This window comes from Pseudomonas sp. MT3 (genome assembly GCF_054720805.1).
The window spans coordinates 69869-85037 of sequence record NZ_JBTVPY010000007.1 but is presented as its reverse complement, the minus strand read 5'-3'; the positions used below and the strand labels follow the sequence as shown (position 1 = coordinate 85037).

Sequence of the window (15169 nt, the reverse complement as noted above, 5' to 3'; positions counted from 1 at the left end):
CTCAGGAACGCTCGGCCCAGGCGGCGCGGCTGAAGAATTTCATGGTTACGGCATGGATGGCGCCCGAGGCGATCCACTCGTTCAGGTGGGCATAGATCTGCTGCTGACGCTTTACCGGGCTCAGGCCGGCCAGCTCGTCACTGATCAGGTTCAACTGGAAGTTGCAGCCTTCACCTTCCACTTCAACCTGGGTACCTGGAAGTTTCGATTCCAGGAAGTTTTTGACTTCTACGGCCTGCATGCTCAACCTCGTTCGGCGCCCTACGCGCGCGGGTCGGCCATGATACAAAAAAGCCCTCCGCCTGCGAACCCCGCCAGGGGAAGTCGCGGACAGAGGGCCTTCTTCGCGATTCAGTGCTGCAGCGGCAGGATCTCCAGGAGACCGCCAACCTTGGCGATTTCCTGCATGTCCCGGGGCATTCCGACGATCTGCAGCGTCTTGCCAGACTTGTGTGCGTCACGGGTGAAGGACAACAGCAGCGACAAACCGACGCTGCTGGAGCGCTCCACCGCCGAGCAATCCAGGCGCAGGGCGCCGGCCTTGCTCGCGGCGATCAGCCGACCACCCTGCTCACGCAGCCCAGGCCCGGTGCTGTAGTCCAGCACGCCGGCCAGTGCCAACTCGCCGGCAGCGCGCTCGGTGACGCTGCCCTGACTCATTGGGCGCCGCCTTCCGACGGCTGGCCCTTGGCTGCATCCTTGGCCTTGGCGACAACCTGCCCCCAACCGGCAATGGTTGCTTCCAGATCGTTGCGGTTCTTCTGCATGGAGTCGGCGAACTGGTCGCGGAACAGCTTGCCGATATTGATGCCGTTGATGATCACGTTACGCAGGCGCCAGGCGCCGCCCTGGTTGACCATGGTGTACTGCACCGGATACACGGCACCATTGGAGCCGACCACTTCCATGTTGACCGAGGTACGCTCCGGATCCTGCTTGCCGGCGGACGGCAGCACGCGGATGGTCTGGTTGTCGTACTCGAGCAGCGCATTGCCGTAGAACTGGAACAGGCTGTTCTTGAAGGTTTCCTCGAAGCGCTTGATCTGCTCCGGAGTGGCCTGGCGGGAGTACTTGACGGTCATCACACCCCTGGCGATGCCCTCGGAATCCACTACCGGGCCGAGAATGCGGTTCAGGGTGTCGTAGAACGCCTGGGGATTGGTCTTGTAAGACGCCTTGTTGGTTTGCAGATCGCTCAACAGGCTGTCGACGGTCTGTTGCACCACCTGCTGAGCGGTCTGCTCGGCCTGGGCGAACAGCGGCAGCACGGCGAGCACGACCAGAAGGCCACGACGCAAGGTTTTCAGCATGGGATGAATCCTCATTTCTTCGAATCGTCTTTGTTGACCGAATTCAGCAGGAATTTGCCGATCAGGTCTTCGAGCACCAGGGCGGACTGGGTGTCCTTGATGGTATCGCCATCCTTGAGCAACTCCTCGTCGCCGCCGACGCTGATACCGATGTACTTCTCGCCCAGCAGGCCGGCGGTGAGGATGGAGGCGGTGGAGTCGTCCGGCAGGTTGTTCACCTGGCGATTGATCTCCATCGTCACGCGCCCGCGGTAGGTGTCGTGATCCAGATCGATCGCGGTGACCTTGCCGATGGTCACACCGGCCATCGTCACCTTGCCGCGCACGGTGACACCGGAAATATTGTCGAAATAGGCGTATAGCCTATACGTATCGCCCGAATCGCCAATGGTCAGACCGCTGACCCGCAGGGCCAGCAACAACAGGGCCAGCAGACCGGCCAGAATGAACAGGCCTACACCGATTTCCAGGGTGCGGGTTTGCATCAGAAGTCTCCAAACATCAAAGCGGTCAGGATGAAGTCCAACCCCAGCACGGCCAGGGAGGCATAGACTACGGTGCGCGTCGTTGCGCGGCTGATACCTTCCGAGGTGGGCTCGCAGTCATAGCCCTGGAAGACGGCGATCCATGTCACCACGAAGGCGAACACCACGCTCTTGATCACACCATTGAGGATGTCCTTGGTGAACTGCACGCTGTTCTGCATGTTCGACCAGTAGGAACCGTCGTACACACCCAGCCAGTCCACCGCGACCATCGCCCCGCCCCAGATGCCGACGACGCTGAAGATCGCCGCCAGCAGAGGCATGGAGATGAAACCGGCCCACAGGCGCGGCGCGATGATGTACTTGAGCGGATCGACGCCAATCATCTCCAGGCTCGACAGTTGTTCAGTGGACTTCATGTTGCCGATTTCGGCGGTCAGCGCCGAACCGGCGCGTCCTGCGAACAACAGACCCGTCACCACCGGTCCCAGTTCACGCAACAGGGTCAGCGCCACCATCTGCCCAACCGCCTGTTCCGAACCATAGCTCACCAGGATGTTGTAGCCCTGCAGGGCCAGCACCATGCCGATGAACAGCCCGGACACCACGATGATCGCCAGCGACAGCACGCCCACGGCGTACAGCTGCTTGATCAGCAACTGGAAGGCCCCGCTGTGAACCCCACGACCGAAGATCGCATGGACCAGGAACAGGGTCGAACGGCCGAGCGCCTCGAGGACATCGAGGCCCGCGCGCCCGAGCAGTCGGACTCGCTCGAGCTGTGAAGTCTTGCGCATCAGCGTTCTCCCAGCAGATCGGCGCGATAATCGCGGGCAGGATAATGGAATGGCACGGGACCGTCGGGGATGCCCTTCATGAATTGGCGCACGCGCGCATCGTCGAGCTGCTGCAGTTGGTCCGGCGTACCGTGCCCGAGCACGCGGCCGTCGCCGACGATATAGATGTAGTCAGCGATGCTGGCCGTCTCCGCCAGGTCGTGCGACACCACGATGCTGGTAATGCCCAGCGCATCGTTGAGCAGGCGGATCAGGCGCACCAGAACGCCCATGGCGATCGGGTCCTGACCCACGAAGGGCTCGTCGTACATGAGTATCTGCGGGTCCAGCGCGATCGCCCGCGCCAGCGCCACGCGGCGCTTCATGCCGCCGGACAGCTCATCCGGCATCAATTCCACCGCCCCGCGCAGGCCCACGGCCTGCAACTTCATCAGGACAATGTCACGAATCATTTCTTCAGGAAGCTGGGTATGCACCCGCAGCGGGAAGGCGACGTTCTCGAAGACATCCAGGTCGGTGAACAGCGCGCCGCTCTGGAACAGCACGCCGAACTGCTTGCGCATGTCGAACAGATCGCCACGACCGAGGGTGGGAAGGTTCTGCCCATTGACCCACACCTCGCCCTTGGCAGGGCGCAACTGGGCGGCGATCAGCCGCAGCAGGGTGGTCTTGCCGCAACCCGAAGGGCCCATGATCCCGGTGACCTTGCCGCGCGGAATGCGGATGTCCACGTTATCGAAAATCGCACGCTGGCCGCGCTTGAAGGTCAGCCCCTTCAATTCGACAGCGTATTGGTCGTTCGTGCTCATAGAACTCCTTGCATCACGGCACTGTCCCTGTAGCCCGCCCCCACAACGAGAGTACGGCGCGGCGCGACAGGCCGAACGGCCGCGAACTATAGCACTCCGGCAAGCGACGCCCCAAGGCCCGCACCGGGGTCGTTAAGGAAGGGTTCAGCAAAATACGCTCACATTGACAACGTGTTTGATGAGCCTTTGACGCTTTCCCGTTATAATCTCGCCCTTCATTTCGCCCCACGCCCTTCGAACATGAGCCAGAATCACGATTTCATCCACTCCGCGCAACGCACCATTAGTCTTGAGCGCGACGCCGTGGACTCACTGCTGGCGCGCATCGGCGCGAACTTCACCCAGGCCTGCGAGCTGCTGCTGGCCTGTACCGGTCGCGTAGTGGTGGTCGGCATGGGCAAGTCCGGGCACGTCGGCAACAAGATTGCCGCCACCCTGGCCAGTACCGGTACGCCCGCGTTCTTCGTGCACCCGGCCGAAGCCAGCCACGGCGACATGGGCATGATCACCCGTGACGACGTAGTCATCGCCCTGTCCAACTCCGGCTCGACCGCTGAAATCGTCACGCTGCTGCCCCTGATCAAGCGTCTGGGCATCACTCTGATCAGCATGACCGGCAATCCCGAGTCGCCGCTGGCCAAGGCCGCGATCGTCAACCTGGACGCCAGCGTCGAACAGGAAGCCTGCCCGCTGAACCTCGCCCCCACCTCCTCGACCACCGTCTCGCTGGTGCTCGGCGACGCCCTGGCCATCGCCCTGCTGGAAGCCCGCGGCTTCACCGCCGAGGACTTCGCCTTCTCGCATCCGGGTGGCGCGCTGGGCCGCCGCCTGCTGCTCAAGGTCGAGAACGTGATGCACGTCGGCGAGGAACTGCCCCAGGTACTGCTGGGCACCTCGCTCAGCGGCGCACTGCTGGAAATGACCCGCAAGGGCCTGGGCATGACCATCGTCCTGAACGAGGACGGCGCACTGGCCGGTCTCTTCACCGACGGCGACCTGCGCCGCACCCTGGATAAAGGCCTGGACGTGCGCCAGGTGACCATCGACCAGGTGATGACCGTGCACGGCAAGACCGCCCGCCCGGACATGCTCGCCGCCGAAGCCCTGAAAATCATGGACGACCACAAGATCAGCGTCCTCGTCGTCGTCGATGACACGGACCATCCGGTGGGTGTCCTGCATATCCACGACCTGACCCGCGCGGGAGTGATCTGAATGAGCGCCGACCTGCTGCAGCGCGCCAAGGCTATTCGCCTGGCGGTCTTCGACGTCGATGGCGTGCTGACCGACGGCAAGCTCTACTTCCTGCCCGACGGCAGCGAGTTCAAGACCTTCAACACCCTGGACGGCCACGGCATCAAGATGCTCATCGCCTCGGGCGTACGCACCGCGATCATCACCGGCCGGCAAAGCCCGGTGGTCGAACGTCGTGCACAGAACCTGGGGATCCATCACCTGTACCAGGGCCGCGAAGACAAGCTGGTCGCCCTCGATCATCTGCTGGCCGAACTCGGTCTAGGCTATGAGGAGGTTGCCTACCTGGGCGATGACCTGCCTGACCTGCCGGCTATTCGCCGCGCCGGCCTGGGCATGGCGGTGGCCAGCGCCGACCCGTTCGTTCGCCAGCATGCCGACGGCGTCACCCAGGCGCGCGGCGGCGAAGGTGCGGCACGCGAGTTCTGCGAGCTGATCCTGCGCGCCCAGGGCAATCTCGAAGCCGCGCAAAGCGCGTACCTCTAGAGCCGAATATGCCCAAGACACTCCGCCAGAAGCTGCTGCTCGTCCTGATCGCCGTCTTGCTGATTGCGCTCGGCTACTACTGGAACGTCCGCCTGGACTTCAACGAGCGCCAGTTCAAGTCGCAGACCAATGACGCCATCGATTTCTACGCGGTCAACGCCCACAGCGTGCAGTACCGCGTCGACGGTACGCTCGCCTACGAGATGACCGCAGACAAACTGGAGCACCTGAAAGCGACCGACGTGACCCTGGTCACCACGCCCGACCTGTATTTCTACCGCGAACAGGAACCCGAGCCGTGGCATGTCCAGAGCGTTCGCGCCGAGGTGGGCCCCGAGGGCAAGCAGGTCGAACTGATCGACGACGTGCGCGTGGCGCGCACCGATGCGCAACAGCGCACTTTGCTGCTCAACACGACCCGCATGACGGTGTTCCCGGACAAGGACTATGCGCAGACTGACCAGCCGGTGAAGATCACCGAACCCAACGGTGTCACCACGGCCAATGGAATGAAAGCGTATCTGAAAGACAGCCGGATGATCCTGCTGTCCAACGTAAGAGGTCAGCATGAGGCTCGTTAACACCCTCCCCCTTCTCCTCAGCCTCGCCGCCGCCATCGGCAGCTCCGCCGCCTGGGCCCTTCCCACCGACCGGGAACAGCCTATCCGCGTCCAGGCCGACAGCGCCGAACTGGATGACAAGCAAGGCGTTGCCGTCTATCGCGGCGACGTGGTGGTGACCCAGGGCAGCATGAAGCTGACCGGCAACACCGTCACGCTCAAGCAGAACAAGAACGGCGACATCGAGGTCGTCACCTCGGTGGGCAAGCCCGCCTACTTCGAACAGAAGCCCGCGCCGGACAAGGAAATCACCAAGGCCTACGGCCTGACGATCCAGTACTTCGTCACCCAGAACCGTGTCGTGCTGATCGACCAGGCCAAGGTGATCCAGGAAGGCAACACTTTCGAAGGCGAAAAGATCGTCTATGACACCCAGCGCCAGATCGTCAACGCAGGCCGCGCCACCGGTACCCAGGTGACCACGCCGCGCCCGCGTATCGACATGGTCATCCAGCCCAAGAAAAAGCAGGATCAAGCGCAGTAATGGCCACGCTCACCGCCCAGCACCTCGCCAAGAGCTACAAAAGCCGGCAAGTGGTCCGCGACGTCAGCATGAGTATCGACAGCGGACAGATCGTCGGCCTGCTCGGCCCCAACGGAGCGGGCAAGACTACCTGCTTCTACATGATCGTCGGCCTGGTCCGCGCCGACCAGGGCGTGGTACGCATCGACGACCAGGACGTCACCCACCTGCCCATGCATGGCCGCGCCCGTGCCGGCATCGGCTACCTGCCGCAGGAAGCCTCGATCTTCCGCAAGCTGTCGGTGGCCAACAATATCAGCGCGATCCTCGAAACACGCAGCGACCTGGATCGCGCCGGTCGCCAGGAAGCACTGGAAAGCCTGCTCGAGGAGTTCCACATCCACCACATCCGCGACAACCTCGGCATGAGCCTGTCCGGCGGCGAGCGGCGCCGCGTGGAAATCGCCCGCGCCCTGGCCAGCGCACCGAAGTTCATCCTGCTGGACGAACCCTTCGCCGGCGTCGACCCGATCTCCGTGGGCGACATCAAGCAGATCATCCATCACCTCAAGGCCAAGGGCATCGGTGTGCTGATCACCGATCACAACGTCCGCGAGACGCTGGATATCTGCGAAACCGCCTACATCGTCAACGACGGCCAACTGATCGCCGAGGGCAGCTCCGAGACCATCCTCGCCAACGACCTGGTGAAGGAAGTCTATCTGGGCCACGAGTTCCGTCTCTGACCCGGAAGCCGCCCTTCCGGCGGCGCCTCGCCCCGTTCCACGACGGCCCGGACCTGTGTCCGGCGCCGTGCATTCTGCCGTCTCGAGCCTGCCCGATACTCAGGTTGTAACGAAAGGTCGACAGACCCTAGGCAAAGCGTCCAGACTCAGGCATATAATTTGCTTCCTCGCGGCGCCCAGGCGTCCGTAGTCGTGGATATGGCGCTTGCTGCGCCAGCGAACAAGGTGCCTAGTTCCAGCCATGAAACCATCGCTCGTCCTCAAGATGGGCCAGCAGCTGACGATGACTCCGCAGCTGCAACAGGCCATCCGACTGCTCCAGCTCTCCACGCTGGACCTGCAACAGGAAATCCAGGAAGCCCTGGAGTCCAACCCGATGCTGGAACGTCAGGAAGACGGCGACGACTACGACAACAGCGACCCAATGGCCGACGGCGACGACTCCGCCGCCCAGGGCGCCAGCAGCAACTCGCAGGACAGCTTCCAGGAAAACACTACCCCCAGCGTCGACAGCCTCGACGAGGACCAGTGGGCCGAGCGCATCCCTAACGAGCTGCCGGTCGATACCGCCTGGGAAGACATCTACCAGACCAGCGCCAGCAGCCTGCCCAGCAGCGACGATGACGAGTGGGACTTCACCGCCCGCACCTCCGCTGGCGAAAGCCTGCAGAGCCACCTGCTCTGGCAGGTCAACCTGGCGCCGATGTCCGACACCGACCGCCTGATCGCCCTGAGTATCATCGACGGCATCAACGACGACGGTTATCTCGAAGAGTCCCTCGACGACATCCTCGCCTCCATCGACCCGGAACTGGGCGTGGAGATGGACGAGGTGGAAGTCGTCCTGCGCCGCGTGCAGCAACTCGAACCCGCCGGCGTCGGCGCACGCAACCTGCGCGAATGCCTGTTGCTGCAACTGCGCCAGTTGCCGGCCAAGACCTACCTGCTGACCGAGGCCCTGAAGCTGGTCTCCGATCATCTCGACCTGCTCGGCAGCCGCGACTACAGCCAACTGATGCGGCGCATGAAGCTCAAGGAAGACGAGTTGCGCGAGACCATCGAGCTGATCCAGTCGCTGCACCCGCGTCCCGGCTCGCAGATCGAGTCCGGCGAAGCCGAATACGTGGTGCCGGATGTCATCGTCCGGAAACACAACGACCGCTGGCTGGTAGAGCTGAACCAGGAAGCCGTGCCGCGCCTGCGGGTCAACTCGCAGTACGCCGGCCTGGTGCGCCGGGCGGATTCCAGCGCCGACAACACCTTCATGCGCAACCAGTTGCAGGAAGCGCGCTGGTTCATCAAGAGCCTGCAGAGCCGCAACGAGACGCTGATGAAGGTGGCGACCCAGATCGTCGAACACCAGCGCGGTTTCCTCGAATACGGCGAGGAGGCGATGAAGCCCCTGGTCCTGCACGACATCGCCGAAGCCGTGGGCATGCACGAGTCGACCATCTCGCGCGTCACCACGCAGAAATTCATGCATACCCCGCGTGGCATCTTCGAGCTGAAGTACTTCTTCTCCAGCCACGTCAGCACCGCCGAGGGCGGCGAATGCTCGTCCACCGCGATCCGCGCCATCATCAAGAAACTGGTCGCGGCGGAAAGTCCGAAAAAGCCATTGAGTGACAGCAAGATCGCTGGTTTACTGGAAGCACAGGGCATTCAAGTGGCACGTCGCACCGTCGCCAAGTACCGGGAGTCCTTGGGGATTGCTCCCTCCAGCGAACGCAAGCGACTGGTATGACGTTGATCCACGCCAAAGTGTTCCGGCGGCAGGCCACCTAACCTGCCACTTATACACGGGCAATAAGGAGAAAGCGGTATGCAAGTCAACATCAGTGGACATCAACTGGATGTGACCGACGCCCTGCGCGACTATGTCGTCGAAAAACTCGGACGACTGGAGCGCCACTTCGACAAGATCACCAATGTTCAGGTCATCATGGAGGTCGAGAAACTGAAGCAGAAAATCGAAGCCACCCTGCATATCGCAGGGGGTGAGGTGGTGGCCTGTGCCGAACATGAAGACATGTACGCAGCCATCGACCTGCTCACCGACAAGCTCGACCGCCAACTGATCAAGCACAAGGAAAAATACCTCGAACGCCAGCAGGGTGTTGGCGTCCGTTAACCCTTCCCTATGATTCGACTCGAGCAAATCCTGACCCCCGGCCGTTCCCTGGTGAACGTGCCGGGCGGCAGTAAAAAACGCGTCCTTGAACAAATCGCAAACCTGGTAGCTCGCGAGCTACCAGGTTTCGATGCGCAAGACATCTTCGAAAACCTGGTGGCTCGGGAACGCCTGGGCTCCACCGGATTCGGCAATGGCATCGCCATTCCGCACTGCCGCCTCCCCGGCTGCCAGTCCCCCATCAGCGCGATCCTGCACCTGGACGCCCCGGTCGACTTCGACGCCCTCGACGGCGCGCCGGTCGATCTGCTGTTCGTCCTGCTGGTGCCGGAAGCCGCCACCGAAGAGCATCTGGAGCTGCTTCGGCAGATTGCTTCCATGCTCGACCGTTCCGACGTCCGTGACCGCCTGCGCCACGCCGCCAACGGCGAAGAGCTGTACCGGATCGTCGTGGACTTCCAGAACGGCCACTGATCATGCGCCTGATCATCATCAGCGGACGGTCCGGCTCGGGCAAGAGCACCGCACTCAACGTGCTCGAGGACAACGGTTTCTACTGCATCGACAACCTGCCCGCCAGCCTCCTCCCGGACCTGGCGCAACGTGCGTTGCTGCACACCGAACTGCTGCACCCGCAGGTCGCCGTCTCCATCGACGCGCGCAACCTGCCCAGCCAGCTGCAGCGCTTCCCCGAGTTGCTGCAGGAAGCCCGCGACAAGCACATCCAGTGCGACGTGCTGTACCTCGATGCCGATGACGAGACGCTGCTCAAGCGCTTCTCCGAGACGCGCCGGCGCCACCCGCTGACCAGCGACAGTCGCTCGCTGGCCGAAGCCATCGCAGACGAGGCGTACCTGCTGGCGCCGATCGCCGACCTGGCCGATCTCAAGCTCAACACCACGAACCTGAACCTCTATCAGCTGCGCGACGTGCTCAAGCTGCGCCTCTTGAACAAACCCGAACTGGGTACCGCCTTCCTCGTCGAGTCCTTCGGCTTCAAGCGCGGCATGCCGGTGGACGCCGACCTGGTGTTCGACGTGCGCTGCCTGCCCAATCCGTACTGGAAGCCCGAGCTGCGCGAACACACCGGGCTCGACGCGGATGTCCAGGAGTACCTGGCCGCGCAACCCGACGTCGAGGAGATGTACCAGGATATCCTCGGCTACCTGAACAAGTGGCTGCCGCGCTTCGCCGCGAGCAACCGGGCCTATGTCACCATCGCCATCGGCTGTACCGGTGGCCAGCATCGCTCGACCTACCTGGCCGAACGCATCGGCAAGGCCCTCAAGGAAAGCCTCACCAACGTGCAGATTCGCCACCGCGACCTGAGCTAGTAGCAACACACAACAAAGGACAGCCCCTCGCGATGCCCGCCCTCGAAATCACCATCATCAACAAGCTTGGTCTGCACGCCCGTGCAGCAGCCAAATTCGTCGGCGTGGCGGGACGCTACCCCTGCCAGATTCGCGTAGGACGCAACCCGGAAAGCACCGTCGACGGCAAGAGCATCATGGCCGTGATGATGCTGGCTGCCGGCAAAGGCACCAACCTGCATATCGCCGCCGAAGGCGACCAGGAAAACGAGGCGCTGAACGCACTGACCGAGCTGATCAACAACTACTTCGACGAAGGCGAATGAGCGCCCGAAGTGGCCTTGCCCGAATGAAAAGGCCCGCCAGATGGCGGGCTTTTTCATGGCTGGCGAATCAGTTGCCGGCGACGGTCATACGCTCCACCAGCACGGAGCCGGTGTGCAGATTGCCGCGGAACTCCATGTCATTGCCAATGGCCACGATGTTGCGGAACAGATCGCGCAGGTTGGCGGCGATGGTGACTTCCTGCACCGGGAACTGGATTTCACCGTTCTCCACCCAGTAGCCGCCGGCGCCACGGGAATAGTCGCCAGTCACCAGGTTCACCCCCTGCCCCATCAGCTCGGTCACCAGCAGCCCCCGGCCCATACGACGGATCAATGCGGCCTGGTCCTCGTCACCGTGGCTGACGAACAGGTTATGCACACCGCCCGCATTCGCGGTGCTCGGCATGCCCAGCTTGCGGCCGGAATAGGTGCCGAGGATGTACGACACCAGATCGCCGCCTTCGACGAAAGGTTTGGCATAGGTAGCCAGGCCATCGCTGTCGAACGAGGCGCTGCCCAGCGCACCGGCCAGCAAGGGACGTTCGTCGAGGGTCAGCCACTCGGGGAACAGGCGCTGCCCCAGCGTCCCTTCGAGGAACGACGACTTGCGGTACAGGCTGCCGCCGGAAATCGCCGACAGGAAGTGACCGAACAGCCCCACCGCCATCTCCGGCGCGAACAGTACCGGCACCTCCGCGGTCGCTACCGGTCGCGCACCCAGGCGGCTGGCGGCGCGCTCGGCGGCACGGCGACCGATGGATTCGGGAGTGGCCAGCAGTTCACCGCGACGGTTCACGTCGTACCAGTAGTCGCGCTGCATCTGCCCTTCGCCTTCGGCGATCATCACGCAGCTCAGGCTGTGCCGGGTGCTCGCGTAGCCGCCAACGAAACCGTGGCTGTTGCCGTAGACGCGGCACCCCTGATGGGTATTCACCGTGGTGCCGTCAGCCTTGGTCACTCGCGCATCCGCGGCGAAGGCCGCCGCTTCGCAGGCCAGAGCGCGTTCCACCGCCTGGTCCGGTGTGATCGACCAGGCGTGGTAGAGGTCCAGGTCCGGCAGATCCCGGGCCATCAACGCCGGATCGGCAAGACCGGCGCAATCGTCCTCGGAGGCGTGCTTGGCGATGGCCAGCGCCGCCGCCACGGTTTCACGGATGGCATCGGCGCCGGTGGCCGAAGTGCTCGCCGAACCCTTGCGCTGGCCGACATACAGGGTGATGCCAAAACCCTGGTCACGGTTGAACTCGACGGTTTCCACCTCGCCCTGGCGCACCGACGTGGACAATCCCTGCTCCACCGAAACCGCCACCTCGCAGGCGCTGGCGCCCTGCCGGGAAGCCTCGGCAATGATCCGCTCGACCTGCTCGCGCAGCTCGGGAAGGACGTCCGGGCTGACCGCCGGGTTGTGTTCGCTCATTACGTGCCTCTCCTGTTCATGTACCGGCGACATCGCGCTCGGGCGACGGCGACCGGCCGGGCCGGACAAGCGGCCCTCGACTCGTTATCATGGCGGCGTTTTCTACGAGACTCCCGCCATGGCTGAAATTCACGATGACGACTCGCTCTTCGAAGAGAAGAGCAAGTCGCAAGTCAAACGCGAGCTGCACGCCCTGCAGGACCTCGGCGAGCGCCTGACGACGCTCAAGCCGGACCTGCTGGAGCGCATGCCGCTCACCGATCCGCTGCGCCGCGCACTGGACGAAGCACCCAAGCACAAGGCCAACGCCGCCAAGAAGCGCCACCGGCAGTTCATCGGCAAGCTGATGCGCGACCAGGACATCGACGCCATCGTCGCGCTGCTGGATCAGGTAGACACCTCGACCCGCCAGTACAACGAACGCTTTCACGCCCTGGAGCGCTGGCGCGACCACCTGATCAGCGGCGGTGACGCGGCACTGTCCGCTTTCTTCGGCGAATACCCCGAAAGCGACCGCCAGCATCTGCTCCAACTGATCCGCCACGCCCAGCACGAGGCTGCTCACAACAAGCCTCCGGCGGCGGCGCGGAAGATCTTCAAGTACATCCGCGAGCTGGACGAGGTCAAACGCGGCCTGCGTTGAGCAGCCGCGCCCTTCCCTTCCTGCCTCACCGGCAACGACCTCAGGCGCCCGTGCCGCCGACAGTGATCGCGTCGATCTTCAGGGTCGGCTGACCGACACCGACCGGCACGGACTGGCCGTCCTTGCCGCAGGTGCCCACGCCGCTGTCCAGCGCCAGGTCGTTGCCGACCATGGACACCCGGCTCATCACTTCCGGACCGTTGCCGATCAGGGTCGCGCCCTTCACCGGGCGGGTGATCTTGCCGTTCTCGATCAGGTAGGCCTCGCTGGTGGCGAAGACGAACTTGCCGCTGGTGATGTCCACCTGGCCGCCGCCGAGGTTGGCGCAGTAGATACCGCGCTCGACGCTGGCGATGATCTCTTCCGGTTCGCTCTGCCCGGCCAGCATGTAGGTGTTGGTCATGCGCGGCATCGGCAGGTGCGCATAGGACTCGCGGCGACCGTTGCCGGTGCGTGCCACGCCCATCAGGCGGGCGTTGAGCTTGTCCTGCATGTAGCCCTTGAGGATGCCGTTCTCGATCAGCACGTTGCAGTTGGTCGGCGTGCCTTCGTCGTCCACCGACAGCGAACCGCGGCGGCCGGCCAAGGTGCCGTCGTCGACGATGGTGCACAGGCTGGAAGCGACCTTCTCGCCCATCCGGCCGCTGTAGGCCGAGCTGCCCTTGCGGTTGAAATCACCTTCCAGGCCGTGACCCACTGCTTCGTGCAGCAGCACCCCGGACCAGCCGGCGCCCATCACCACCGGCAGGCTGCCGGCCGGCGCGGGAACGGCTTCGAGGTTGACCAGTGCCTGGCGCAACGCCTCGCGGGCGTAGCTCATGGCACGGTCTTCCTGGAGGAAATACTTGTAGTCGGTACGTCCGCCGCCGCCGTGGCCGCCACGCTCGCGACGGCCGTTCTGTTCGACGATGACGCTGACGTTGAAACGCACCAGCGGACGGATGTCCGCCGCCAGCGAACCATCCGTCGCAGCAACCAGTACCTGGTCCCAGACGCCGGCGAGACTCACGGTGACCTGCTGGATGCGCGGGTCGAGGGCGCGGGTAGCGGCGTCGATCTTCTGCAGCAGTTCCACCTTTTCCGCGCGACTGAGCACATCCAGCGGATTCTCGCCGGCGTACAGACGCTGCGGCGCCACGGCGCTGAAGGCCTGCACCTTGCCACTCTGGCCGGCCCGGGAAATCGAGCGCGCCGCGTGGGCGGCCTGGACCAGCGCTTCGTGGGTGATCGCGTTGCTGTAGGCGAAGCCGGTCTTCTCGCCGGACTGAGCACGCACGCCGACGCCCTGGTCCATGTGGAAGCTGCCTTCCTTGACGATGCCGTCCTCGAGCATCCAGGACTCGGAGACCTGGCTCTGGAAGTACAGGTCGGCAGCATCGATGCCCGGGCCGCTGAGTTCGTGCAGCACCGGCGACAACCGCTCGATATCCAGACCACCGGGGGCCAGCAGGTGCTGGCTGACGGATGACAACAGTTCGCTCATATCTACTCCGTACGCGCCGGTCGCGGTTCGACCGGCGGGAAAAATCGTCTGTGCCGGGCAATCGGCATGCGCTGCCGGACCGCCGCCTGTTCCTCGCTGTCGCGCTCGGCCAGCAGTACGGCCTCGCCCTTGGCCTGTTCGGCCAGGATACGCCCCCAGGGATCGACAATGGCCGACTGCCCCCAGGTCTCCCGGCCTTTGGGATGGGTACCGCCCTGCCCGGCCGCCAGCAGGTAGCACTGGGTCTCGATGGCGCGGGCCCGGATGAGGACTTCCCAGTGTGCCGCACCGGTCACCGCGGTGAAGGCCGCCGGGGCCGTGATCAGCTCCGCGCCGGCCTCGCGCAGCGCGGTGTAGAGCTCGGGGAAGCGCAGGTCGTAGCAGACCGTCAGCCCCAGGCGCCCGACCGGGGTATCGGCCACCACCACGCGCCGGCCGAAGGCGTAGTCGTCCGACTCGCGATAGCGGCCACGGGCGTCGGCGACGTCCACGTCGAACAGGTGCAACTTGTCGTAGCGCGCCGCCACCTCGCCCTGGTCATCGACCAGCAGCGAGCAGGCATTGGCCTTGGCGTCCGGCTGGCCAGCCGGCGGCAACGGCAGGGTACCGGCTACTATCCACAACCTGAGGTCGCGGGCAGTGCTTTTCAACCAGGGCAGGATCGGTCCCTGCCCTTGCGCCTCGGCGCGGCCGAGATCGGCAAGATCGCGGCGCCCCATCGCGGCGAAGTTTTCCGGCAGGACGGCAAGGCGCGCGCCACTCTCCGCCGCCTGCTCCAGCAGGCGACAAGCGGCGCTGAGATTGGCCAGGACATCGTCCTGGCTGACCATCTGAATGACGGCAATGGACATGCTGGGCTCCGGCTGTCTCATGGGTTTCATGCTAA

20 protein-coding genes are annotated in these 15169 nt (G+C 64.0%); 11 read left to right on the top strand and 9 right to left on the bottom strand.

Features of this window, described 5'->3' with window-relative positions; translation table 11 throughout:
- Position 1 precedes the first annotated feature (1 nt).
- From ACYCAX_RS09295 to ACYCAX_RS09270, 6 genes are all read right to left on the bottom strand, one after another.
- On the bottom strand, positions 2 to 241 hold the full coding sequence (locus ACYCAX_RS09295; protein WP_015475839.1) for a BolA family protein: 240 nt from the start codon (positions 239 to 241) through the stop codon (positions 2 to 4).
- 110 nt (positions 242 to 351) lie between these two features.
- The gene (locus ACYCAX_RS09290) at positions 352 to 660 is read right to left on the bottom strand and encodes an STAS domain-containing protein (protein WP_015475838.1); all 309 of its coding nucleotides are present in this window, start codon (positions 658 to 660) and stop codon (positions 352 to 354) included.
- Entirely contained in the window at positions 657 to 1310 is a 654-nt protein-coding gene (locus tag ACYCAX_RS09285) for a Tgt2/MlaC family protein (RefSeq protein WP_015475837.1), read from the bottom strand. Before ACYCAX_RS09285 ends, ACYCAX_RS09290 begins: the two co-directional genes overlap by 4 nt.
- A gap of 11 nt (positions 1311 to 1321) precedes the next feature.
- The gene (gene mlaD / locus ACYCAX_RS09280) at positions 1322 to 1795 is read right to left on the bottom strand and encodes an outer membrane lipid asymmetry maintenance protein MlaD (protein ID WP_015475836.1); all 474 of its coding nucleotides are present in this window, start codon (positions 1793 to 1795) and stop codon (positions 1322 to 1324) included.
- Complete coding sequence (gene mlaE, locus ACYCAX_RS09275) at positions 1795 to 2592, bottom strand: lipid asymmetry maintenance ABC transporter permease subunit MlaE (RefSeq protein WP_015475835.1); 798 nt, start codon at positions 2590 to 2592, stop codon at positions 1795 to 1797. The genes mlaD and mlaE overlap by 1 nt, the downstream gene beginning before the upstream one ends.
- Positions 2592 to 3401: an ATP-binding cassette domain-containing protein gene (locus ACYCAX_RS09270; RefSeq protein WP_015475834.1), complete on the bottom strand. Its 810-nt coding sequence runs from the start codon at positions 3399 to 3401 to the stop codon at positions 2592 to 2594. Before ACYCAX_RS09270 ends, mlaE begins: the two co-directional genes overlap by 1 nt.
- 240 nt (positions 3402 to 3641) lie before the next feature.
- On the opposite strand from ACYCAX_RS09270, the gene ACYCAX_RS09265 reads away from it, so the two are divergent.
- From ACYCAX_RS09265 to ACYCAX_RS09220, 10 genes are all read left to right on the top strand, one after another.
- A complete protein-coding gene (locus tag ACYCAX_RS09265; protein WP_294974773.1) occupies positions 3642 to 4616 on the top strand; it encodes a KpsF/GutQ family sugar-phosphate isomerase in 975 nt (324 codons plus the stop codon).
- Positions 4617 to 5141 (top strand): KdsC family phosphatase, encoded by a 525-nt coding sequence (locus ACYCAX_RS09260; protein ID WP_015475832.1) that lies wholly within the window; start codon positions 4617 to 4619, stop codon positions 5139 to 5141.
- An 8-nt stretch (positions 5142 to 5149) separates the two neighbouring features.
- The gene (gene lptC, locus ACYCAX_RS09255; protein WP_015475831.1) at positions 5150 to 5722 is read left to right on the top strand and encodes an LPS export ABC transporter periplasmic protein LptC; all 573 of its coding nucleotides are present in this window, start codon (positions 5150 to 5152) and stop codon (positions 5720 to 5722) included.
- Positions 5709 to 6245, top strand: a complete 537-nt coding sequence (gene lptA, locus ACYCAX_RS09250; protein ID WP_015475830.1) for a lipopolysaccharide transport periplasmic protein LptA — start codon at positions 5709 to 5711, stop codon at positions 6243 to 6245. The genes lptC and lptA overlap by 14 nt, the downstream gene beginning before the upstream one ends.
- Complete coding sequence (gene lptB / locus ACYCAX_RS09245; protein ID WP_294974764.1) at positions 6245 to 6970, top strand: LPS export ABC transporter ATP-binding protein; 726 nt, start codon at positions 6245 to 6247, stop codon at positions 6968 to 6970. The genes lptA and lptB overlap by 1 nt, the downstream gene beginning before the upstream one ends.
- 241 nt (positions 6971 to 7211) lie before the next feature.
- A complete protein-coding gene (locus tag ACYCAX_RS09240) occupies positions 7212 to 8714 on the top strand; it encodes an RNA polymerase factor sigma-54 (protein ID WP_460247850.1) in 1503 nt (500 codons plus the stop codon).
- 78 nt (positions 8715 to 8792) lie between these two features.
- On the top strand, positions 8793 to 9101 hold the full coding sequence (hpf, locus tag ACYCAX_RS09235) for a ribosome hibernation-promoting factor, HPF/YfiA family (RefSeq protein ID WP_015475827.1): 309 nt from the start codon (positions 8793 to 8795) through the stop codon (positions 9099 to 9101).
- Positions 9102 to 9110: 9 nt separating this feature from the next.
- Positions 9111 to 9575 (top strand): PTS IIA-like nitrogen regulatory protein PtsN, encoded by a 465-nt coding sequence (gene ptsN, locus ACYCAX_RS09230; protein WP_015475826.1) that lies wholly within the window; start codon positions 9111 to 9113, stop codon positions 9573 to 9575.
- Positions 9576 to 9577: 2 nt separating this feature from the next.
- A complete protein-coding gene (gene rapZ / locus ACYCAX_RS09225) occupies positions 9578 to 10435 on the top strand; it encodes an RNase adapter RapZ (protein WP_015475825.1) in 858 nt (285 codons plus the stop codon).
- A gap of 32 nt (positions 10436 to 10467) precedes the next feature.
- Positions 10468 to 10740: an HPr family phosphocarrier protein gene (locus ACYCAX_RS09220; protein ID WP_015475824.1), complete on the top strand. Its 273-nt coding sequence runs from the start codon at positions 10468 to 10470 to the stop codon at positions 10738 to 10740.
- 67 nt (positions 10741 to 10807) lie between these two features.
- On the opposite strand, the gene pmbA is transcribed toward ACYCAX_RS09220, so the two are convergent.
- Entirely contained in the window at positions 10808 to 12157 is a 1350-nt protein-coding gene (pmbA, locus tag ACYCAX_RS09215; RefSeq protein WP_015475823.1) for a metalloprotease PmbA, read from the bottom strand.
- Positions 12158 to 12275: 118 nt separating this feature from the next.
- On the opposite strand from pmbA, the gene yjgA reads away from it, so the two are divergent.
- Positions 12276 to 12800: a ribosome biogenesis factor YjgA gene (yjgA, locus tag ACYCAX_RS09210; RefSeq protein ID WP_015475822.1), complete on the top strand. Its 525-nt coding sequence runs from the start codon at positions 12276 to 12278 to the stop codon at positions 12798 to 12800.
- 40 nt (positions 12801 to 12840) lie between these two features.
- Here yjgA and tldD read toward each other — a convergent pair whose 3' ends face one another.
- Complete coding sequence (gene tldD, locus ACYCAX_RS09205) at positions 12841 to 14283, bottom strand: metalloprotease TldD (RefSeq protein WP_460247849.1); 1443 nt, start codon at positions 14281 to 14283, stop codon at positions 12841 to 12843.
- A gap of 2 nt (positions 14284 to 14285) precedes the next feature.
- Positions 14286 to 15134 carry a carbon-nitrogen hydrolase family protein gene (locus ACYCAX_RS09200; RefSeq protein ID WP_460247848.1) on the bottom strand — a complete coding sequence of 283 codons (849 nt, stop codon included), beginning with the start codon at positions 15132 to 15134 and terminating at the stop codon, positions 14286 to 14288.
- Positions 15135 to 15169 lie beyond the last annotated feature (35 nt).